This window comes from Citrobacter sp. Cpo091, assembly GCF_030332645.1.
Classification (GTDB): domain Bacteria; phylum Pseudomonadota; class Gammaproteobacteria; order Enterobacterales; family Enterobacteriaceae; genus Citrobacter; species Citrobacter portucalensis.
On the sequence record NZ_JAOWHL010000034.1, the window covers coordinates 323,860 to 345,251 of the forward strand.

The 21,392-nt window shown below is 55.0% G+C and carries 16 protein-coding genes; 9 read left to right on the plus strand and 7 right to left on the minus strand.

From position 1 onward, the window contains the following. Nucleotides 1-4 precede the first annotated feature (4 nt). Together entE and entC are read right to left on the minus strand one after the other, a co-directional pair. Nucleotides 5-1,615 carry a (2,3-dihydroxybenzoyl)adenylate synthase EntE gene (gene entE, locus OGY04_RS12240; protein WP_286585333.1) on the minus strand — a complete coding sequence of 537 codons (1,611 nt, stop codon included), beginning with the start codon at nucleotides 1,613-1,615 and terminating at the stop codon, nucleotides 5-7. Between the two features lie 31 nt (nucleotides 1,616-1,646). Continuing rightward, nucleotides 1,647-2,822 carry an isochorismate synthase EntC gene (gene entC / locus OGY04_RS12245; protein WP_048235908.1) on the minus strand — a complete coding sequence of 392 codons (1,176 nt, stop codon included), beginning with the start codon at nucleotides 2,820-2,822 and terminating at the stop codon, nucleotides 1,647-1,649. 187 nt (nucleotides 2,823-3,009) lie between these two features. On the opposite strand from entC, the gene fepB reads away from it, so the two are divergent. Further along, nucleotides 3,010-3,966 (plus strand): Fe2+-enterobactin ABC transporter substrate-binding protein, encoded by a 957-nt coding sequence (fepB, locus tag OGY04_RS12250; protein WP_044699495.1) that lies wholly within the window; start codon nucleotides 3,010-3,012, stop codon nucleotides 3,964-3,966. Nucleotides 3,967-4,026: 60 nt separating this feature from the next. Here the strand turns inward: fepB and entS are convergent, their stop codons facing one another. After that, on the minus strand, nucleotides 4,027-5,262 hold the full coding sequence (gene entS, locus OGY04_RS12255) for an enterobactin transporter EntS (protein ID WP_111465939.1): 1,236 nt from the start codon (nucleotides 5,260-5,262) through the stop codon (nucleotides 4,027-4,029). 109 nt (nucleotides 5,263-5,371) lie between these two features. Between entS and fepD the strand changes: the two genes are divergently transcribed. From fepD to fepC, 3 genes are read left to right on the plus strand one after another with little or no spacing between them, the layout of a single operon-like run. Further along, nucleotides 5,372-6,379, plus strand: a complete 1,008-nt coding sequence (gene fepD / locus OGY04_RS12260) for a Fe(3+)-siderophore ABC transporter permease (RefSeq protein WP_032942654.1) — start codon at nucleotides 5,372-5,374, stop codon at nucleotides 6,377-6,379. Further along, on the plus strand, nucleotides 6,376-7,368 hold the full coding sequence (gene fepG / locus OGY04_RS12265; RefSeq protein WP_008784056.1) for an iron-enterobactin ABC transporter permease: 993 nt from the start codon (nucleotides 6,376-6,378) through the stop codon (nucleotides 7,366-7,368). Before fepD ends, fepG begins: the two co-directional genes overlap by 4 nt. Then, nucleotides 7,365-8,162 carry an iron-enterobactin ABC transporter ATP-binding protein gene (fepC, locus tag OGY04_RS12270; RefSeq protein WP_286585334.1) on the plus strand — a complete coding sequence of 266 codons (798 nt, stop codon included), beginning with the start codon at nucleotides 7,365-7,367 and terminating at the stop codon, nucleotides 8,160-8,162. The genes fepG and fepC overlap by 4 nt, the downstream gene beginning before the upstream one ends. A 46-nt stretch (nucleotides 8,163-8,208) precedes the next feature. Here the strand turns inward: fepC and wzz(fepE) are convergent, their stop codons facing one another. From wzz(fepE) to fes, 4 genes are all read right to left on the minus strand, one after another. Then, on the minus strand, nucleotides 8,209-9,342 hold the full coding sequence (wzz(fepE), locus tag OGY04_RS12275) for an LPS O-antigen length regulator Wzz(fepE) (protein WP_286585335.1): 1,134 nt from the start codon (nucleotides 9,340-9,342) through the stop codon (nucleotides 8,209-8,211). Between the two features lie 229 nt (nucleotides 9,343-9,571). Then, on the minus strand, nucleotides 9,572-13,462 hold the full coding sequence (gene entF / locus OGY04_RS12280; RefSeq protein WP_286585336.1) for an enterobactin non-ribosomal peptide synthetase EntF: 3,891 nt from the start codon (nucleotides 13,460-13,462) through the stop codon (nucleotides 9,572-9,574). Then, nucleotides 13,459-13,677: an MbtH family protein gene (locus tag OGY04_RS12285; protein WP_109421421.1), complete on the minus strand. Its 219-nt coding sequence runs from the start codon at nucleotides 13,675-13,677 to the stop codon at nucleotides 13,459-13,461. Before OGY04_RS12285 ends, entF begins: the two co-directional genes overlap by 4 nt. Nucleotides 13,678-13,707: 30 nt before the next feature. Then, a complete protein-coding gene (fes, locus tag OGY04_RS12290) occupies nucleotides 13,708-14,925 on the minus strand; it encodes an enterochelin esterase (protein ID WP_286585337.1) in 1,218 nt (405 codons plus the stop codon). 253 nt (nucleotides 14,926-15,178) lie between these two features. Here fes and OGY04_RS12295 point away from each other — a divergent pair, with 253 nt between their 5' ends. The 5 genes from OGY04_RS12295 to OGY04_RS12315 all read left to right on the plus strand — a co-directional run bounded on the left by OGY04_RS12295 (nucleotide 15,179) and on the right by OGY04_RS12315 (nucleotide 21,391). Further along, nucleotides 15,179-17,473 (plus strand): TonB-dependent siderophore receptor, encoded by a 2,295-nt coding sequence (locus OGY04_RS12295; RefSeq protein ID WP_286585338.1) that lies wholly within the window; start codon nucleotides 15,179-15,181, stop codon nucleotides 17,471-17,473. A 50-nt stretch (nucleotides 17,474-17,523) separates the two neighbouring features. After that, nucleotides 17,524-18,186 carry an enterobactin synthase subunit EntD gene (gene entD, locus OGY04_RS12300; protein ID WP_032942649.1) on the plus strand — a complete coding sequence of 221 codons (663 nt, stop codon included), beginning with the start codon at nucleotides 17,524-17,526 and terminating at the stop codon, nucleotides 18,184-18,186. Nucleotides 18,187-18,303: 117 nt separating this feature from the next. After that, a complete protein-coding gene (locus OGY04_RS12305) occupies nucleotides 18,304-19,245 on the plus strand; it encodes a D-ribose ABC transporter substrate-binding protein (RefSeq protein WP_032942648.1) in 942 nt (313 codons plus the stop codon). A gap of 11 nt (nucleotides 19,246-19,256) precedes the next feature. Then, nucleotides 19,257-19,865 carry a DUF2291 family protein gene (locus OGY04_RS12310; protein ID WP_032942646.1) on the plus strand — a complete coding sequence of 203 codons (609 nt, stop codon included), beginning with the start codon at nucleotides 19,257-19,259 and terminating at the stop codon, nucleotides 19,863-19,865. Further along, on the plus strand, nucleotides 19,865-21,391 hold the full coding sequence (locus OGY04_RS12315; RefSeq protein ID WP_172111171.1) for a sugar ABC transporter ATP-binding protein: 1,527 nt from the start codon (nucleotides 19,865-19,867) through the stop codon (nucleotides 21,389-21,391). The genes OGY04_RS12310 and OGY04_RS12315 overlap by 1 nt, the downstream gene beginning before the upstream one ends. The last annotated feature ends 1 nt before the right edge of the window (nucleotide 21,392 follow it).

Consider the following 21,392-nt stretch of genomic DNA (forward strand, 5'->3'; position numbering starts at 1 on the left):
TCCTTCAGGCCAGTGAACGTGATGCCAGCCACTGACGTAATTGTTTTTTATCTACCTTCCCCACTGGAGTCAGCGGTAATGACTCAACGCACTCAACACGATCGGGTAATTTGAATTCCGCTATGCCCTGTTCGCGTAGAAAACGGCGCACCTGCACCGCGCGCAGCGGCTCTTTCACCACCAGCCAGGCACAGCTTTTCTCACCCATCAGTTCGTCTTCCATACTGACCAGCGCGGCATGGATAACCATTGGATGGCGCAGCAGCAAGTTTTCAATCTCTTCAGCGGCGATCTTCTCCCCGCCGCGATTGATCTGATCCTTTTCACGCCCCTGAACGGTGATGTAACCATCCGGATCGATAGCGATCAGATCGCCGGAACAGTAAAAGCCGTTGGCGTCAAAGGCGCTGGCATTATGCTCAGGACTTTTGAAATAACCGCGGAAGGTGTACGGACCACGCGTCATCAGGCGTCCGGTCTCTCCCTGGGCTAAAGGGTTACCGTCAGCGTCTGCTACCCAGACTTCATCATCGGGACACATCGGGCGACCCTGGGTATTGATGATGCGCTCAGGACTGTCGTCCAGACGGGTATAGTTCACCAGCCCTTCCGCCATGCCGAAGACCTGCTGCAACTGGCAGCCAATCTCGGCTGGAATACGTGCCGCAAGCGTGGCAGAAAGTCTCGCGCCACCGACCTGAAGCAGTTTCAGCGAAGCCAGTTGCGCATTACTGCCCCACTCCGCAATCGCCTGCAACCACAGGCTCACTGCAGGTGGCACCAGCGCTGTGACGTTAACCTGATGCTGTTCAATCAGCGGGAAACACAGAGTGGCACTCGGGTCAGCCGCCAGCACCACGGTGCCGCCAGCCAGGAATACGCCCAGCGCGCCTGGCGAACTCATGGCGTAGTTATGCGCCGCCGGGATTGCGCATAAATAACGAGTTTCCCCGGTGAAGCGGCAAATCTCATTGCTGCGACGCACGCTGTAGTAGTAATCGTTATGAGTGCGAGGAATCAGCTTTGGCGTCCCGGTCGTCCCGCCAGAAAGCTGGAAGTACGCCACCTCATCAGCAGGCGATGGCGTGGCGGAAAAATCTGTCGCAGGCTGGTTTATCGCCGTTTGCAGATTGTGTTCACCTTCAGCGTTGCGCAGTAACACCACGCGCACTGAATTGTGTTCGGCCACAAAAGCGTTAAGAAAATCGTCGCCGCTAAACAGCGTATGCTGGCGATCGGCCATCAGCAGTGCCGGCTCAATCTGTTTGGCGTAGGCGTTGAGTTCGTTACGCTGATGGCTGAACAGCGCCAGCACTGGAGCTACGCCCAGCTTGAGCAGCGCAAAGAAGGTGATATACAGCTCAGCCACATTGCCCAGTTGTACCAGCGCGGTTTCGCCGGGTTTGATCCCCTGGCAACGCAAACTGCAGGCAAGGTTGTCAGCGGCCTGATTTAGCTGGCGATAGCTCAGATGGCGTTCACCATCAATTACCGCCGTATGGTCGCTGTCGGCGTGACGGGTCAGAATGTCGGTCAGCGGCAAATCCTGCCAGTAACCTTTTTCACGATACCTGCGGGCAAACTCTTCCGGCCAGCGGGTGAAAGGAATACTCATTATTGCTCCTTAAAGCCAGTCCACAAGGCTGTTAATGCAGTCCAAAAACATTCAACATCGTGGAGAGCTTGGCCCCCGTTTCACGCCATTCCGCAACCGGGGAAGAGGCTGGAACAATTCCTGCTCCGGCAAAAAAACGCACCTGATTGCGCAGCAGCTTCGCACAGCGGATCGTCACCACCCACTCACCGTTACCTTCGGCATCACACCAGCCGACAATACCGCCGAACAATTCACGATCGAACGGCTCCAGCTCGGCGATAAGCTTGCGCGCAACCTGATGTGGGAAGCCGCTTAGCGCAGGCGTCGGATGCAGCAGGCACGCCAGCGTCAGGGCGTTTTCCTGCGGGTTGGCTTTACCTTCAAACGGCGTGCCGAGGTGCCAGAGCGTCGGCGTGGTAACCAGCTGCGGAGAAGAAGGCAGTTGCAATTCACGGCTGCGATCGCGCAATACCGTTTTCATCGCCTGCGTCACCAGTTCGTGCTCATGGCGGTCCTTCTCAGACGCCAGCAGGCGGATCCCTGCTTCGCGATCCAGCACATCATCAGGCTGACGACGTGCAGAGCCCGCCAGCGGCAGAGAACTGAAACGATCGCCTTCTTTGCGCAGTAGCAGTTCCGGACTGGCACCAATCAATACGCCGCCGTCTTCAATCGGTACATGGAAGTTGTAGCTCGCTGGATTTTGCGCCACCAGACGCTCCAGCAGCGCACCGCTGTCAATGTTGGCATCGGCGGTGATATCGATCAGGCGTGACAACACCACTTTGTCGACTTCCGGAGTGGACGTCAGCGCAGCCGCCCGGGCGACCATATCTTCAAAAAAGTCCTGTTCCGGGATCGATTTACGTTCAACGACGTTCAGCGACTGATGCGCGGTAAAGTAACGTGATGATTGCTGCTTCGCCGTACGAGAGAAGCTCTGCCATGATTGGGGAATAAACAGCGATGATGGCTGGCGGGTATCAAAGGGAATCGCCCCGACCATGACAGGGTTCGCGATGCCCTGCGATTTGGCATCAGCAAACAGTGCGTTCATTTTCTGTTGGAAAGGGCTGTCTGGCGAATCGCCATCAATTGCCGGTTCCGCATAGCGGGCGAAGCATCCTGACGTCGTAAAACTACGGTACGGCGACATAAAGAAAAAACTGTCGGGAGCGAGCGTCGGCATAGTCTGCGTTTTTTCCTCGGCCAGTGACGTATCCATATCATCCTCCAAAAATGATAAAGGCTCTAATAATGATTATCATTTATATTTTCGGTCGCTAACCTAAAAGTAAAGCGGCGGTATGTCAACTCTTGTGGTAGCACAATGTGCGACTTTGGCTTGCATCCTTGCTCGCTAACAATGAAAATGAGAAGCATTACTCATACTGATAACAGGAAGCCGATTCGTGAGTCTCCCCTCTTTTTGCCGCACCGTGCTCTTACTGGCAGGTTTATCTCTTTCAGGAATTTCTTCAGGTCACGCCGCCGACTGGCCGCGTCAGGTTACTGACAGCCGCGGCACGCATACGCTGGAGCATAAGCCACAGCGAATTGTCTCCACCAGCGTGACCCTCACCGGCTCGCTGCTGGCGATTGATGCTCCGGTCATTGCCAGCGGTGCCACTACGCCGAACAATCGCATCGGCGATGCACAGGGCTTTTTACGTCAGTGGAGCGAAGTAGCAAAAGAACGCAAACTGAGCCGCCTGTATATCGGCGAACCGAGCGCCGAGGCCGTCGCAGCTCAAATGCCGGATCTGATTCTGGTAAGCGCCACTGGGGGAGATTCTGCCCTCGCGCTATACGATCAGCTGTCCACCATTGCGCCAACGCTCATCATTAATTACGACGATAAAAGCTGGCAGTCGCTGCTGACCCAGTTAGGTGAAATTACCGGTCAGGAGCAACAGGCAGCTGCGCGAATTGCCGAGTTTGATAAGCAACTGCAGGCGGTTAAGCAACGTATTACCCTGCCACCACAGCCGGTCAGCGCGCTGGTATATACCGCCGCGGCGCACAGCGCCAACCTTTGGACGCCTGAGTCAGCGCAAGGCAAGCTGATGGAGCAGTTAGGTTTTACGCTGGCAACGCTGCCTGCCAACTTGCACACCAGTCAGAGTCAGGGCAAACGCCACGATATCATCCAGCTTGGCGGTGAGAACCTGGCGGCAGGCCTGAACGGCGAAGCGCTGTTCCTGTTTGCTGGCGACAGCAAAGATGCCGACGCTATTTACGCCAATCCGCTTCTGGCGCATCTGCCAGCCGTGCAGAATAAACGCGTTTACGCCCTGGGTACGGAAACCTTCCGTCTCGACTACTACAGCGCTACGCTGCTGCTGCAACGTCTGTCGGCTCTGTTTTAATGTTCAGCGCCGGATGCGGCTAACGCCTTATCCGGCCTACAACCGTAGAGCACAACGCGATCAGGCATTCACAGGGACCTGCCGGAATCGGCGCACTTCTCCCAACAACAGCAGCAGTAACAGACCGACAATCACCAGCCCAAATCCACTCACGCTTGCCGAAGCAACCGGCGTCATCATCGCGCCCAGACCACCTAACAACGCCGCGCCAATCGCATCGCCGGTGACGTTTTGCGCCGTCCACAAACCGTTAATTCGTCCGAGCATCGCTTCCGGCGTCTGCGTCTGTAACAGGGTGTACTGCAACAAAGAGCTGACCGCACTCAACCAGCCAAACAGCGCCAGACAAACCACACCAAGCTGCCAGACGGGCATCAAGCCAAACAGGCCGATAGCCAGAAATGAAGCCACGGTCGATGCCAGCATAATCAGTCCCGGGCGAACGCTGTGCGCCAGTTGTCCGCTGGTCAATGCGCCCACGGCTGCCCCCAGCGGAATAGCCGCATACAGCAGGCCAATTTGCGCACTCGACATGTGCCAGTTAATCGCCAATGCCGGATACAGCACACGCACGGCGCTCGCCATGGTTAACAGACCACCGAGCAGCGCAATGCCGCCAATCAGCGGGCTGGCAAGCAGAAAGCGAAATGCTGCCAGCAGCGATTTCAGCGGATGCTCGCGCGGCTGCGGCGGAGGCGGCAACGCAGGAAGGCTCAGCAACGGTAGTAAGGTAATGAAGGTTCCCGCCGCCGCCAGTCCGTAGTTCCAGGCCACGCCGCCAGTCGCGAGCAGCACCCCGCCAAGCATCGGTGAAATTACCGATCCCAGACGCACCGTCAGCATGGTAATCGCCCCGGCCTGCATCAAATTCTCGCGCCCAACCAGCGCTGGCGTCGCAGCCAGCAATGCGGTCACGCCCAGAGAGGCAAAGAAACCATCCCATAAGCCAAGCAGATAAATCGCCAGCAACGACGGTTCGGGCAGCAGCGCATTCAGACACAGGCCAATAAAGCCAATACCACAGGTTCCACGCGCCAGCAGGATCACTTTTTTACGCTCATAGCGGTCGGCCAGCACTCCGCCCACCATCAGGCCAATAAACATTGCGCTACCGGTCAACGTCACCGACAAACCCACCTGCCAGGTCGACTGGGTCATCATCTGGATCTGTACCGGAACCGCCACGCCGAGTAGCCCCAGAGAGACAATGGAAATAAAACGGGCGAGGAAGACAGCGCGAAATGCTGGGTGGGTCTTTAACAGGCTGAGATTGAGCAGCCAGGATTGTCGATTCATTACAGAGCCTTACCAGGTACTTTTTCAATATCCATTCGATGGCTGCACATGCTAACATATCCAAATAAGATCGATAACGATAATTACTATCATTATCAGGGAAGTTGATATGTCATGCTCTGTTTCCGCGACACGCGCCTTCGCCGTGCCCGGACTATTGTTATTACTTGTTCTCACCACGGTATTAAGTCTGGTTATTGGCGCCAAGTCGCTACCTGCCTCCGTGGTGCTGGATGCGCTCACCGGCAGTTGTCAAAGTGCTGATTGCACCATCGTGCTGGACGCGCGCCTGCCGCGCACGCTGGCGGGGCTGCTCGCCGGTGGTGCGCTGGGCCTGGCTGGCGCACTAATGCAAACGCTCACGCGTAACCCTCTCGCCGATCCCGGCATTCTGGGTGTCAACTCCGGCGCCAGCTTCGCTATTGTGCTGGGGGCCGCGCTGTTCGGCTTTTCCTCTGCGCAAGAACAGCTGCTGATGGCCTTTTGCGGTGCGCTGGCTGCATCGCTGATCGTAGCTTTTACCGGTAGTCAGGGCGGCGGGCAGTTAAGCCCGGTACGTCTGACCCTGGCGGGCGTCGCGCTGGGCGCGGTGCTGGAAGGATTATCCACCGGCATCGCCCTGCTCAACCCGGACGTTTACGATCAGCTGCGTTTCTGGCAAGCCGGCTCACTGGATATCCGCAGCCTGCAAACGCTGAAAGTTGTGCTGGTACCGGTACTGATTGCCGCGGCTGTCGCACTGTTTCTCAGTCGCGCTCTGAATAGCCTGAGTCTCGGCAGCGACACCGCTACCGCGCTTGGCAGTAAAGTCGCTCGCACGCAATTTATTGGCCTGCTGGTTATTACCGTACTGTGCGGCAGTGCGACCGCGATTGTTGGTCCTATCGCCTTTATCGGCCTGATGATGCCGCACATGGCGCGCTGGCTGGTGGGGGCGGATCACCGCTGGTCACTGCCCGTAACCCTACTGGCAACGCCTACTCTGTTACTGATTGCCGATATAATCGGTCGCCTGATTGTCCCCGGCGAGCTGCGCGTGTCGGTAGTCAGTGCTTTTATCGGTGCACCGGTGCTTATCTTTCTGGTACGCCGTAAATCGCGTGGGGGTGGCGCATGATGCACCTCTCCCGCCGCCTGATAATCAGCAGCCTGCTGCTGGTTGCAGGTTGTCTCGTCATTGGTTTGTGGAGCCTGCGTAGCGGCGTTGTTACGCTGGAAACCCAGCAAATTATTGCCGCCCTGCTCGGCGATGCGCCGCGCAGTATTACGCTGGTGGTGACCGAATGGCGTTTGCCACGCGTGCTCATGGCGCTATTAATTGGCGCGGCTCTCGGCGTGAGCGGCGCAATATTTCAGTCGCTGATGCGCAACCCGCTGGGCAGCCCGGATGTGATGGGTTTCAATACCGGAGCCTGGAGCGGTGTGCTGGTGGCAATGGTGCTGTTCGGACAGCATCTCACCGCTATCGCGCTGGCGGCCATGCTGGGTGGGATTCTGACTTCTCTGGTGGTCTGGGCGCTCGCCTGGCGCAATGGGATCGACACCTTCCGGCTGATTATTATCGGTATCGGCATTCGCGCCATGCTGGTGGCGTTCAACACCTGGCTACTGCTGAAAGCATCATTAGAAACCGCGCTGACGGCCGGGCTGTGGAACGCCGGATCGCTCAATGGCCTGACCTGGGCCAAAACCTGGCCTTCTGCCCCGCTGATTATCATCATGCTGGTGTGCGCCGCGCTGCTGGTACGCCGGATGCGCTTACTGGAAATGGGTGATGACAGCGCCTGTGCGCTTGGCGTCAGCGTTGAGCGCTCACGTCTGATGATGATGCTGGTTGCGGTGGTACTGACCGCTGCCGCCACCGCGCTGGCCGGTCCTATCTCGTTTATTGCTCTTGTCGCGCCGCATATCGCGCGACGTATAAGCGGTACATCGCGCTGGGGATTAACCCTGTCGGCGCTGTGCGGCGCGTTGCTGTTGCTGATGGCGGATTTATGCGCCCAACAGCTGTTTATGCCTTATCAGCTTCCGGTGGGCGTTGTCACCGTAAGCCTCGGCGGTATTTATCTTATCGTCTTGTTAATTCAGGAGTCCCGCAAAAAATGATCGAATCAGTAGCCCGTTTGCGTGGCGACCAGTTAACGTTGGGTTATGGCAAGTTTACCGTGGCGGAAAACCTCAATGTGTCGATTCCCGACGGCCATTTCACCGCGATTATCGGGCCAAACGGCTGCGGGAAATCAACACTACTGCGCACGCTGAGTCGTCTGATGACGCCCGTGCACGGCAAGGTCTGGCTCGACGGCGAGCATATTCAGCACTATGCCAGCAAAGAAGTCGCCCGCAGAATAGGTTTGCTGGCGCAAAACGCCACCACGCCGGGGGATATTACGGTACAGGAGCTGGTTGCCCGCGGACGCTACCCACACCAGCCGCTGTTTACCCGCTGGCGGCAAGAGGATGAAATTGCGGTCTCAAACGCCATGCAGGCGACGGGTATCACCCACCTGGCATCACAAAGTGTGGATACCCTTTCCGGCGGACAACGTCAGCGTGCATGGATTGCGATGGTGCTGGCGCAGGAAACGTCGATTATGCTGCTCGATGAACCCACCACCTGGCTGGATATCAGTCATCAGATCGATCTGCTGGAACTGCTGAGTGAGCTAAACCGGGAAAAAGGTTACACGCTGGTCGCCGTTTTGCACGACCTGAATCAGGCCTGTCGCTATGCAACACACCTGATCGCGCTGCGTGACGGAAAAATTATTGCCGAGGGTGCACCGAAGGAGATCGTCACCGCGCAGCTTATTGAAAAAATCTATGGACTGCGCTGTATGATTATCGACGATCCGGTTGCCGGAACGCCGTTAGTGGTGCCGCTTGGACGCAACAAATAACACGCGTTACAGTATGGCGGCCAGCTTGCCGCCATACGACAATTCATCACACCAGTTGCTGATCAATAAACGTCATTTTTTGCTTACGCGACATCATGGCATGGTTCAACAGAACACCACCACACGCCACCATTCCCCCCAGTAATGCGGCCAGAATAACGATCATTGATTTAGCCGGACCGTCTTTTTTCACCGGCAGCGAAGGTGAAAGTTGATATTTAAACGGCGTAAATGTTACGTCACCCACATTCATCGCTAACAGTTGCTCAACGTGGTACTGGCGATTACGTAATTCACCGTTAATTTCAGCAACATCCGTTACTGATTTTTCTATTTCTAATTTACGTTCGATGCCGTCAGCACCCAGTGAAATAGAGAAATCGGGGTCATCCTTCACCGCCTGGCCATTACTGTAGACCGGCTTTTTAATCCCGGCGGCATTGGCGATCTCCAGCGAGTAGTTCAGTCGCTGGATATTTGCTTCCAACTGGTTTTTGAGCCTGACGCGATCCATCTCCAGTCTTTCTTTTTCATAACTGGTTTTGATGGACAATTTATTGCGAATATCTTCCAGCGTTTCTTTCACCACAAGGGCAGAAATATACTGGATATATCCCTTCAGCACTGACTGGGCTTCTTCGGCCTGAGGTGCGGTAAAACTCAGTGTCCATGAGGTATACAGCGAAGTTTCGTTCTTCTTACCTTGGTTAGTATCAACCGCTTTCATTTTCTCACTGAGCCTGACAATTGCCTGATGCAACTCCATTTCATCGATATCAGCACCTTTCAATTGTTCCATTACGTAAGGCGAAGAGCGCAGATATTCTTCTAACAATGAAGGCGACTGGAATTTTTTGATAAACAGGTTAAACACATCACCACGGCTAACGCTAATATCCATATCCAGCACGCGCAATTTGGTCAGCGTATTCTCTAATCCCTGCCATTGAACCGCTTCCGCCGGCGTCACGATGGCCTGACTGGTCCATTTTTGTGGCAGCAGAAAAGAGACCAGAATACCCACACAAGCAAAGGCGAAAACGGTCGCTATAATTTTCGTTCTTGCAAGCCATAAGATTTCGATTAGATTCACTAAATCGATTTCATTTGCGTTTGCCGTTGGCTGAGGATACCCAGTAAATTCCGAAACGTTATCTTGCTTTATATTTAATGATGACATGTTGCGTGACCTGAAAACTTTCCTAAAAGAAAAACATTCCTGTGGGAGAAGTCTACCAGCTAGTCAGAATTATCCGAAACAATCTTTGTGCTTGTCGCCCTACCAAAAATTATATTCGGAATTTATTCACCCCTTTCATCACCTTGCACTGCACAAAAATAAACAACTCCATAACATATTTTTTACATCATGGAATTGTTCGATCACCGCGATAGCAATATTCGTCTTGTTACACAGATTTATTAATCAGTGCATTTATTACAGGCCCTATCGCCTCAAATGAGGCAGGGGAAATAATATCAACATGCGCGCAATCCTGGCGGTAAACATCCAGACTGGATATCCACGGAGACCAGCTGCGTTCAGGACTGACACCCGGTACTAACGTGCGCTCAGCAACGAACAGCGTAGCGTGACCTGCAAACGGCACGCTGTGTGCCGTGGTGAGCAGGCGAACCGCATCGGCATAGTTGCCTTCGATTGCGTTAAATAAAGCCTCTGACGCATTCCCCTGCTGTGCAGCCAGAAACGCTTCGCGTTCACGCTCGATCTCCGCCAGTACCGCTGGATCCAACCCATTAGCCTCTTTTTCTTGCCAGTTTTGCGTTTCTGGCGGCCAGGTATCCAACAGCCCGAGGAATGCAACCGTCTCTCCTCTGGCATGTAAGCGCGCGGCGATCCCCTGTGCCAGCGTGCCGCCCAGCGAATAACCTAATAAATAGTAAGGTCCGTGAGGCTGTTGACTGAGCAATGTTGCCAGGTGATGTTCGCATACCGCATCAAGATTTTCCGCCGTCTGCATAGGGCCATCCGGGCGCGGCGACTGAATACCTATAATCGACCACTGCGGGCTGAGATATCGCGATAGCACGCTAAACTGCCAGGCAAAACCCGACGCCGGATGGAAACAGAACAGCGTTGGGCCGTGACTTTCACGCAGCGGCAGCAGTGCCTCAAATCCCAGAAGCTGCGACTGCTCATCATCAGTGCTCTCCAACAGAGCGCTCAGTTGTTCAACAGTAGAGGCCACCATAATCTGCCCCGGCGTCACCTGACGCTCAAAAACCCGGCTCAACTGTGCCGCCAGCTTCATCGCCAGCAACGAATGTCCGCCAAGCGCAAAGAAGTCTGCCGCCACGTCATTCACCTCGCAATTCAGCAAAGCCGCAAAAGACTGCGCGATGGCGGTTTCAGTCCCTGCTCGCGGTGCGCGCCCGGAAACACGCGACGTCAACTGCGGCATCGGCAGCGCTTTACGATCCAGTTTACCGTTCGCGCTAAGCGGAAGCTCCGCCAGCTGCAACAATACCGTCGGCACCATATGCGCAGGCAGTTTTTCACGCAGCTTTTCCCGCAACGCTGACGTATCCAGCGGTAAACCCGATTGTGACACCAGATACCCCACCAGTTGACGCGCATCGCCGCCTGTCGCCGCCGCCTGGTTGAATACGCAGGCGTGGGCAACGGCATGCTCGACATCAGGCAACTGCTGCATCACCCGGTCAATCTCGCCGAGCTCAATGCGTTGTCCGCGAATTTTAAGCTGGTCATCGCTGCGTCCAAGGTATTCCACCGCGCCATTTTCCAGCCAGCGCGCCACATCCCCGGTACGGTACATTCGTTCGCCAGCGTTAAACGGATCGGCGATAAAGCGGCTTGCAGTCAGATCCGGACGGCCCAGATAACCTTGCGCCAGTTGGATCCCCGTCAGATATAAGTCACCAGCCACGCCGAAAGGCACCGGGCGCATCATGGCATCCAGAATACGTAAACCGGTATTCCATACCGGATAGCCAATCGGCACGCTGTTGCCGGTTACAGCAGCAAGGTCTTCCCCCCAGGCCGGATACCAGCTCACATCAACCGCTGCTTCCGTTGGTCCGTACAAATTGTGCAGTGGCGCATGAGTTAACTGTTCCCACTCACGGCATAAATCTGCTGGCAAGGCTTCGCCGCTGCAAAATACCCGTTTCAGAGAGGCACAACTCTCCCGCGCGGTTTCCGGCGTCAGTGAAGCGACAAAAGCGGCCAACATAGAGGGAACAAAGTGCGTGGTCGTCACACCATAACGGGCAAAGAACTGCTGCATCGCCAGCGGATCACGGTGCGCCTCAGGCTCTGCCATTACCAGCTTTGCCCCGGCAATAAACGGCCAGAAAAACTCCCATACCGAGACGTCAAAACTGCACGGTGTTTTTTGCGCCACCACATCATCTGCGGTCAGTGGATAGTGATTTTGCATCCACAGCAGACGGTTAACGATAGCGGTTTGCCCAACCATCACCCCTTTTGGTCTACCGGTAGAACCGGAAGTAAAAATGATATAGGCAGTATGATTGGGCTGAGATAGCGCCAGCGGAGCAGCATCTTCTGCTGGCAGGGGCGAGTCATAGCACAGACTTTCCAGCCCAGGAATATCGCTAAAGCGCGCCAGTTGCTCATTGGTCGCGATCAACAATTTTGGCTTCGCGTCTTCGAGCATCATCCGCAGGCGATCGTCCGGGTATCCGGTATCCAACGGCAGCCAGGCTGCACCGGCTTCAACGATACCGTGCAGCGCCAGCGTCAGGAACACGGAACGCGGTAATGCCACGGCGACGCTGTCGCCAGGCTTGACGCCGCGTGCACGCAAAAGGCTCGCCAGCGCCACGACCTGCTGGCGCATTTCGCGATAGCTAAACTGATAGCGGGCATCGGCCAACGCCGGGGCATCCGGCGTTTTATCGGCCTGCTGTACCACCAGCGCGCTCAGCGTAGTGGACGGGATCTCGACGGTGGTGTCATTAATCTTCGCCAGCCGCTCATGTTCTGTTGGCAACAGCATCCCGGCGTCGCCGCAGCATAGCGCCGGATTGTCGGCAAACTGCTCGATAAGCCCGATTAAACGCGAGGCATGCTGCGCCAGCGTTTCTGCATCGTAGCGCTGTTTATTGGCCAGAATTTCAATACTCAGCCCACCGTTTTCATCCGGGAATAACGCCAGTTCAAGATCGTTCACCGGCCCTGTCGCCAACGTGTGGGTTTGCGCCTGAACGCCGGGAATATTCAGCTGATAGTCGAATATTTTCACGTTCAGCACCGGGCCAAACAGCGGCTCTGCACCGGCTGCACGCCCGCTGTCGCGAACGATTTGTTCGGCATCATAACGTTGATGCCGACGCATTTTCTTCAACTGTCCGGCCAGTCGTTGTGCAAGTGCAGGCAAGCTTTCTGCCGCATCCAGCCTCACACCAAATGGCAGTACGTTTAAAACCGGTCCAGTGGAGGTCAACGCCGCCGACCCCATACGCCGCATAAAGATAAACCCGGCGGCATAATCCATTCGGCTGCATAAACGTCCCAGCCACAATGCCACCAGTGCGAGGGCCAGATCCGCACGCTGAACGTCAGGCATACGTGCCGCAAGCCGACGAAACGCCCCTTCAGGCGCGGTTAACTTCATACGAATAATATCCGCGCTGGCCGATCGTCCCGGCAACGGATTGTTCGACAGCGAAGCAGGAGGCGGGAGTTGCTTTCGCTGCTCGCTCCAGAAAGCGCCGTCTCGTTGCCAGGCATCGCTTTGACGGTACAGTTGATACTCTTCCACCACCTCGGCGAACGGTGTAAAAGGCGAGTCTGGCGTAGGCTCGCCGTGTAGCCATGCGCGATAAATTGCGGCTATCTGGCGGGTAATGGCCGGAAAACTGAAGCCATCGACCAGCAAATGATGGTAACGCTGATACCAATACCAACGCTTTTCTCCCACCTGTATAAGCAGGTGAAAAACCAGCGGTTTATTGCCATCAGCACGTATGTCCTGCTGCAGGTCTGCCTGCATCAACGCACGCGCCGCCTCATGTGGATTTGATTTTGCGCGCAGGTCGATAATTTCAGGTTGCGCAAAGGCGAGCGCAGAATCCACCCATTGCCAGACCTCACCGTTATCTTCGCTAAACCGCATCCGCAGGGTATCGGCCTGCTCCAGGCCCGCCACAACGGCTTTCGCCAGCAACGAAGCATCCAGTTCGCCAGTTAACTCTACGTAGTGCGCCACGCTCCACGCCGAGGGCAATGCGGAGAGTTTTTCCGCCATCCAGATCCCCGGCTGAGCCGCCACTAACGGTAAACGCTGAGTCATGGAGCCTCCTGCACATCGATGTAGTTCGCGGGCGTCAGCGTGGTCCAGTTTGCTTCCAGCCATTGTTGGCAGGCTTCCTGGGATTGAGGTTCGCAAGCAATTTGCCAGCCAGCAGGAAGCGAGCACTGCTGCGGCCAAAGGCTAAACTGACGTTGGGGATTTTGCAGAATGTAAAACTGGCCCTGCGGATTATCGAAGGGGTTACTGAATTCCATACTCAACTCCTGTCGTGGAACATCGTCCGGTTAAATCGTGTCGGTAAGCGGTTGCCAGAGCGTCATTAGCCCTTGCATCAGACCGCCGCGCCAGCAAAGCGCATCGTGTCCGCCATCAACCTGACGCCAGAAAATAGACTGTGGTGCAGAAGGTAACTGGGCATATAGCGCCTGATTAGCGCGATAAATAATGGGCTCGCGGATCCCCGCTTCCAGGACAATACGCAACCCCTGAGCGCTGACGGTCCCGGTCTTCAGTTGCTCGACGATCGCCCCGCCCTGATGACCACCACGATGCGGCCACCAGTAAGAGCCCGACTGGCTAAGCACACAGCCAAAGCGCGCGGGCCAGTTCAGCCCGGCATACAGCGATGACAACCCGCCAAAACTTTGCCCAGCCACCACGGTGCGCTGCGGATCGTCACTAAACGCGGTCGTTGTCTTCACCAGTGGTAATAGCTCCTCCTGCACCGCCAACCAAAAATCCGCATTACACGGTAGCTCATGGCTGCGGTGAGCCGTATCAATGGCATCAATCAGGAGATAAACGGCAGAAGGAAGGTGTCCGCGATGCGTGAGTGAAGTCAACGCAGGCCAGACCGGCATACTCTGTGCCCAAAACTGCCCATCCAGCAGGATAGCCAACGGACGCGTTTCGGGTTGAGCATCACCGGTGGTAAACACCCATACGCGACGCGTATTGCCGAGCCTGGCGCTATGCCATTGCAGGCAAACTGCGGGTGAATCTGGATTTTCAGGTCGATCCCATCCGGGCTGTACGGGTGCCTCCGGCATTTCCAGCGCAGACACCGCGTGGCCACGACCGCCCCGCCAGCTCTGCGGATTAAGGGGATCAGCAATGGCCTGTGGCAGCAATTGCCGCCAGCCTTCACGCAGCGCGGTTCGGTCAGGGGTGTCGCCCAGCGCCTGCGGCGCAAAAATATCGTTGCGCGCTGTTGGGATAAAACAGTAACTGCCACGCCAGTTGGCGCTGAGGGAAACACTCCAGCACCAAATATTCGTTCCATCAATGCGTCGCATCGACTGAGGGGTAGCATTTTGATGGTGGTCGGTGACGCCGGTGATATAAACCCAAACGTGATGAATGGCTGACTCTTTCTCCGTTCCCTGCGGGTCACGCCACCAGAAGGTTACCCGATAATTTCCGTTGTCTTCACGCTCCCACTCCGGGCCTTTTTTTGACTGCCACCACGCCTCGCTTCCCATCTTTAACGTCGTCACAACCATAACCCCATGTTTATTGTGAAATTTTATGATCTAGCGTGAAATATATTGATAATATTATTGATAACTATTTGCATTTGCAATAGCGTATTGTCGCGCTGTGGGAAGCGCGTACAGTTTTTCACCACTTATAAACCGACCTGGCGCTGCGTACTTTTTCTGGAATGGATAGTTTACGCAGATGCGGGCGACATCAGACCAAATGCCGCACCATGGCACATTGGTACTCGTGGCTAAAAGAACAGCAGGACATACAATGAACAACAAGATTCATTCACTGGCCTTATTGGTCAATTTAGGGATTTACGGGGTAGCCCTGCCAGCAATGGCAGAAGATCAAACCGATAGCGTCGCTGTCTCTCATGAAGACACCATCGTCGTTACCGCCGCCCAGCAGAACCTGCAGGCGCCGGGCGTTTCAACCATTACCGCTGATGAAATTCGTAAGAACCCTCCCGCTCGCGATGTGTCGGAAATCATCCGTACCATGCCAGGCGTTAACCTGACCGGTAACTCAACCAGCGGACAGCGTGGCAACAACCGCCAGATCGATATTCGCGGCATGGGGCCAGAAAACACCCTGATTCTGATCGACGGTAAACCGGTTACCAGCCGTAACTCCGTACGCCAGGGCTGGCGCGGCGAGCGTGATACCCGCGGCGATACCGCCTGGGTTGCTCCGGAAATGATTGAACGTATTGAAGTACTGCGCGGTCCTGTCGCAGCACGCTATGGCAATGGCGCAGCTGGCGGTGTAGTGAACATCATCACCAAGAAAGGCGGCGATGAGTGGCATGGTTCCTGGAATACCTATTTCAACGCCCCGGAACACAAAGAGGAAGGTTCAACCAAGCGTACCAACTTTAGTCTGAATGGACCGCTGGGCGGAGATTTCAGCTTCCGCCTGAACGGTAACCTCGACAAAACCCAGGCCGATGCCTGGGACATTAACGACGGTCACCAGTCAGCACGTACAGGGTCATATGCCGATACGATGCCTGCGGGTCGTGAAGGGGTAAAAAACAAAGATATCAACGGCCTGCTGCGTTGGGATTTTGCCCCAATGCAATCGCTGGAGTTTGAAGCTGGCTACAGCCGTCAGGGCAACCTGTATGCGGGTGACACTCAAAACACCAACAACGATAACAAAACTAACGGGCTGGTAAAAAAATACTACGGTAAAGAAACCAACCGTATGTACCGCCAGAACTATGCGCTGACGTGGAACGGCGGCTGGGACAACGGCATTACCACCAGCAACTGGGCGCAATACGAACACACCCGTAACTCCCGTTTGGGTGAAGGTCTGGCAGGTGGCCTTGAAGGGTTATTTAACAGTAATCAATTTACCGACACTGACCTGGCGGATGTCACCCTGCACAGCGAAATTAGCATTCCATTCGACCTGTTAGTTAACCAGAACCTGACGCTCGGTACCGAATGGAACCAGCAGCGAATGAAAGACATGAGTTCCAATACCCAGACCTTTATGGGCGGGAACATACCTGGTGCCAGCAGCACCGATCGTAGCCCATATTCACAGGCTGAAATTTTCTCCCTGTTTGCTGAAAATAACATGGAGCTGACCGACAGCACCATGTTGACGCCGGGTCTGCGCTTCGACCACCACAGCGTCGTTGGCGACAACTGGAGCCCGTCCCTGAACCTGTCCCAAGGTCTGGGCGACGACTTTACGCTGAAAATGGGTATCGCACGGGCCTATAAAGCACCTAGCCTGTACCAGACTAACCCGAACTATATTCTGTACAGCAAAGGCCAGGGCTGCTATGCCACCGGATCTGCGACGGGCATTGGTTGCTACATGATGGGCAACGATGACCTGAAGGCCGAAACCAGTATCAACAAAGAGATTGGTCTGGAGTTCAAACGTGACGGTTGGCTGGCCGGCGTAACCTGGTTCCGCAACGATTACCGTAACAAGATCGAAGCGGGGACTGTACCGCTAAGCAGAACGTCAATTACCCAGAAAAACCCGACTACGGGTAAAGAAACAACAACCTACACCGATATCTATCAGTGGGAAAACGTACCTAAAGCTGTGGTGGAAGGCCTGGAAGGGACGTTGAACGTACCGGTTAGCGAAACCGTTACCTGGACCAACAACATCACTTACATGCTGCAAAGTAAGAATAAAGAGACCGGCGAACGCTTGTCGATTATTCCTGAATACACGCTGAACTCAACGCTGAGCTGGCAGGCGCGTGAAGATTTGTCGCTGCAATCCACCTTTACCTGGTACGGCAAACAACAGCCGAAGAAATATGATTACCAGGGTAAACCAGTAACCGGCAGTTCAGCCCAGGAAGTGAGTCCGTACAGCATCGTCGGCCTGAGCGCAACCTGGGATGTGACGAAAAACGTCAGCCTGACCGGCGGCGTGGATAACGTCTTCGACAAACGTCTGTGGCGTGAAGGTAATGCCCAAACCACCAGCGATATCAAAACTGGCGACTATATGGCGGGCGCTGGCGCGTACACCTATAACGAACCGGGTCGTACGTGGTATATGAGCGTTAACACCCACTTCTGATAGCGTTGTTCCCTCTCCTCGCGACGGGGAGAGGGAAACGATACACAACCATGCGTACAACACACACATCGCTTCCCTTCGCCGACCACGCGCTGCATTTTGTCGAGTTTGATCCCGCCAGCTGCCATGACCACGATCTGCTCTGGCTCCCCCACCACGCCCAGCTTCTGTCCAGCGGACGCAAGCGTAAAGCTGAACACTTAGCAGGGCGGATCGCCGCAGTACATGCATTACGTGAATACGGTATCAAAACTGTACCTGGCATCGGCGGGCAGCGACAACCGCTGTGGCCACAAAAGTTGTTTGGCAGCATCAGCCACAGTGCATCAACTGCGCTGGCGGTAGTATCGACGCATCCCGTTGGGCTGGATATAGAAGCTATTTTTACGCAACAAACCGCAGTTGAGCTGGCTGACGGTATTATCGATAACCACGAACGACCGATTTTGCATCATTCTGAATTGCCCTTTCCACTCGCCTTAACTCTGGCATTCAGCGCCAAGGAGAGCCTGTATAAGGCGTTTTCCACTCAGGCATCCGGGTTACCAGGTTTCACCAGCGCAAAAATTACCGCACTCACGAATCAGCAATTAACATTGCAAATCATGCCATCATTTTCGCCTAACCTCGCCAATCAGGCAATTAACGTACATTGGTTTCAACGCGATAAAAACATCATTACCCTGTGTGCACCCACGCTGTCAGGATCGTGATCCTTTTCTCCTTTTAAGAAATTAGCTGCGCAAATCGTAGACAGTTCGATTATCTCGACTTATCGTTAACTTGAATAATAAATCATATTTGAATAAATATTCAAAGTGGAGAAAAAGATGAACAAGACCCTGATTAAATCCGTATTACTGGCCTCGATCCTTACCGCATCGGGTTCGCTGTATGCTGCCGACAACGGACTGATTGCGATTATCACCCCTTCACACGACAACCCGTTCTTTAAAGCCGAAGCCGACGGCGCGGTCGCCAAAGCGAAAGAGCTGGGATATACCACGCTGGTCGCCTCTCATGATGATGATGTCAATAAACAAAACCAACTGATTGAGACCGCCATAGCCCGAAAAGCGAAAGCCATCATTCTCGATAACGCGGGCGCCGATGCCACCGTTGGTCCACTGGAAAAAGCCAAAGCGGCGGGCGTGCCTGCATTCCTCATCGATCGTGAAATTAATAAGACCGGCATCGCCGTCGCGCAAATCGTGTCGAACAACTACCAGGGCGCGCAGCTCGGCGCAGAGAAATTCGCCAAACTACTGGATGGAAAAGGCAAGTACGTTGAGCTGTTGGGACGCCAGTCCGACACCAACGCACATGTGCGCTCACAGGGGTATCACGATGTGCTCGACGACTATCCGGATATGAAAATGGTCGCCCAGCAAACGGCGAACTGGAGCCAAACTGAAGCGTTTACCCGTATGGAAGCTATTTTACAAACCAACCCTGATATCGTCGGCGTCATTTCCGGCAACGACACCATGGCGCTGGGCGCAGAAGCTGCCCTGAAGGCTGCTGGGAAAAACAATGTCATCGTGGTGGGTTTTGACGGCAGCGACTACACCCGAGATTCCATCATCAACAAGAGCAACATTAAAGCGACCGTCCTTCAGCCCGGCTGGCAGCAGGCACAAATGGCGGTTGAGCAGGCTGATTACTACCTGAAAAACGGCAAAGCGCAGAAAGAAGAAAAACAGCTCATGGATTGCGTGCTGATTGATGAAACCAATGCCAGCAAGCTGAGTAAATTCAACCTGAGCCACTAAGCGGAGGCACTATGTCGTTAACACAATGGGGTGCTGCACTGGTTGGGTGCGCCACCCTGTTGCTGACGGCCTGCACGGTAGTTGACCTCGACGAAAACGGCAACCCCATCATCCCGGCCGACCCACAGGCCAAAGCCAGTTTCGACAATCAAACACCCGAGCAGATCGCGCAACAAACCTGGCAATCCCGCGTCCTGGATGCGGCAAAGCAACACGCTCTGGATGCGTCAGCGCTGAGCGCACGCCTGAAGACGCCCTCACCTACCGCCGAGAGCGTATTTGTGCGCCTGACCAGTCAGATTGAGAACGTCGATACCACCAATGCGCGCGAGAAAAGCATTGTGATGAGGGTCAATGACGCCCCTGTCACCATCCAAATAGGCCCGGTGATGCGCGGCAATGCCATTCGCGATGCGAGTGGGTTTAAGTTTGAAGACTTCACTAACCAGGTTCAGTTTGCCCAGCTTTCCCGGGCGTATAACCGCGAAGCGGTAAAACACTTGCCCGCAGTGGACGAAAGCTGGCAAGGGAAGCGTGCCACGGTACTGTTCGCCGTAACGCTGAATGCAGGAAAAGCGGAAAACGCAGCAGCGTTAGCGCTGGAACAGGAGGCACACTGATGAATAATTCCTCAGCAGATGACATCATCCTGCGCACACATGCCATCTCAATGCTGTTTCCCGGCACGATTGCGCTGGACAGCGTGGATTATCAGGTGTGGCGCGGTAAGGTCAACGTGATTATTGGCGAAAACGGTGCGGGGAAATCCACGCTGATGAAGATCCTCGCCGGTGTTCAGCAGCCCAGCAGCGGCGAGATGACGCTCAATGGTAACCCTGTTCGCTTCGCCAATACCCGGGACGCCGCGGCGCACGGGATTGGTATGGTGCATCAGGAACTTAACCTGTTTGAGAATCTCACCGTCGCGGAAAATATTTTCCTTGGCCGGGAGATCCAAAAAGGCATGACCCCCATTGATGAGGCCGAACAGGAGAAGCGTACTGCGGAGCTGCTAACCCGACTCGATCAGCCCATTTCACCCCGCGATCTGGTCGGCAATCTCAAAGTTGGACAGCAACAGCTGGTTGAAATCGCCAAAGCGTTGGCGGAGGACGCTGACATTCTAATCCTCGACGAACCCACCTCGGCGCTGAGTAAAACCGAAGTCGAGATCCTGTTTCGCGTGATTCGCGAACTGACTCGCCAGGGCGTTTCGATAATCTACATCTCTCATCGACTCGAAGAATTGATGGCGATTGGCGATGTGATCACCATTTTACGCGATGGCAAATTCCAGGCCGAAGCCAGAGTTAGCGATATCGATGTGCCGTGGATTGTGCGTGAAATGCTGGGCAGCGACCCGGTGAGTAATTTTCTTGAGCCAGGTCGCACGTTCGGCGCGCCGGTTCTCGAAGCGGAACATATTACCTGCGTCAATGCCGCTGGCAATGCGGTGGTCAACGACGTCACCTTTAACGTCCACGCGGGCGAAATTGTCGGTATCTATGGACTGATGGGGGCCGGAAGAACCGAATTGTTCGAGTGCTTGCTGGGTACTGAGCGCAACTACCTCGGTAAACTGTGGCTCGACAGCAAGCCAGTTCCACAACGCTTAACCACCGCCGACCGCATTCGTATGGGAATGAGTCTGGTACCGGAAGATCGCAAGCGCACAGGCATTTTTCCCATTTCTTCGGTTGCCAGCAATCTGACTATTGCCAGCCTGTGGCGTCGCCTGCAGCGCGGTTTTGCCATCGCCCGCAAAGATGAGGAGGCAGTCGTCGCCAGCACAATTGGTAATCTGTCGATCAAAGTGTCCTCACCGGATGTTGAAATCCAGGCTCTGAGCGGGGGTAACCAGCAGAAAGTGGTGATTGGCCGCTCCCTACTTACCAATCCCAAAATTCTGTTCCTTGATGAGCCCACACGCGGCATTGACGTTGGCGCGAAAGCCGATGTGTTTCGCATGATGGTACAGCTCTCACAACAGGGTATTGCCGTTGTCTTCTCCACCTCGGATTTAAAAGAAATTATGGCGGTATCTGACCGCATTCTGGTGATGTCTGGCGGCAAGCTCACGGCCGATATTATTCGCGATCGTGCCGAAGAATCGGCGCTGGTCACCGCAAGTGCTCAGGGGTTCTGAC

Bases quoted from the DNA above. Each gene is read 5' to 3' on its own strand.
- fes (WP_286585337.1), bottom strand. From the start codon at position 14,925: ATGGTTGTGACGACGTTAAAGATGGGAAGCGAGGCGTGGTGGCAGTCA.
- entC (WP_048235908.1), bottom strand. From the start codon at position 2,822: ATGGATACGTCACTGGCCGAGGAAAAAACGCAGACTATGCCGACGCTC.
- entS (WP_111465939.1), bottom strand. From the start codon at position 5,262: ATGAATCGACAATCCTGGCTGCTCAATCTCAGCCTGTTAAAGACCCAC.
- OGY04_RS12310 (WP_032942646.1), top strand. From the start codon at position 19,257: ATGTCGTTAACACAATGGGGTGCTGCACTGGTTGGGTGCGCCACCCTG.
- fepD (WP_032942654.1), top strand. From the start codon at position 5,372: ATGTCATGCTCTGTTTCCGCGACACGCGCCTTCGCCGTGCCCGGACTA.
- entF (WP_286585336.1), bottom strand. From the start codon at position 13,462: ATGACTCAGCGTTTACCGTTAGTGGCGGCTCAGCCGGGGATCTGGATG.
- fepC (WP_286585334.1), top strand. From the start codon at position 7,365: ATGATCGAATCAGTAGCCCGTTTGCGTGGCGACCAGTTAACGTTGGGT.
- fepG (WP_008784056.1), top strand. From the start codon at position 6,376: ATGATGCACCTCTCCCGCCGCCTGATAATCAGCAGCCTGCTGCTGGTT.
- entD (WP_032942649.1), top strand. From the start codon at position 17,524: ATGCGTACAACACACACATCGCTTCCCTTCGCCGACCACGCGCTGCAT.
- OGY04_RS12295 (WP_286585338.1), top strand. From the start codon at position 15,179: ATGAACAACAAGATTCATTCACTGGCCTTATTGGTCAATTTAGGGATT.
- OGY04_RS12305 (WP_032942648.1), top strand. From the start codon at position 18,304: ATGAACAAGACCCTGATTAAATCCGTATTACTGGCCTCGATCCTTACC.
- entE (WP_286585333.1), bottom strand. From the start codon at position 1,615: ATGAGTATTCCTTTCACCCGCTGGCCGGAAGAGTTTGCCCGCAGGTAT.
- OGY04_RS12285 (WP_109421421.1), bottom strand. From the start codon at position 13,677: ATGGAATTCAGTAACCCCTTCGATAATCCGCAGGGCCAGTTTTACATT.
- OGY04_RS12315 (WP_172111171.1), top strand. From the start codon at position 19,865: ATGAATAATTCCTCAGCAGATGACATCATCCTGCGCACACATGCCATC.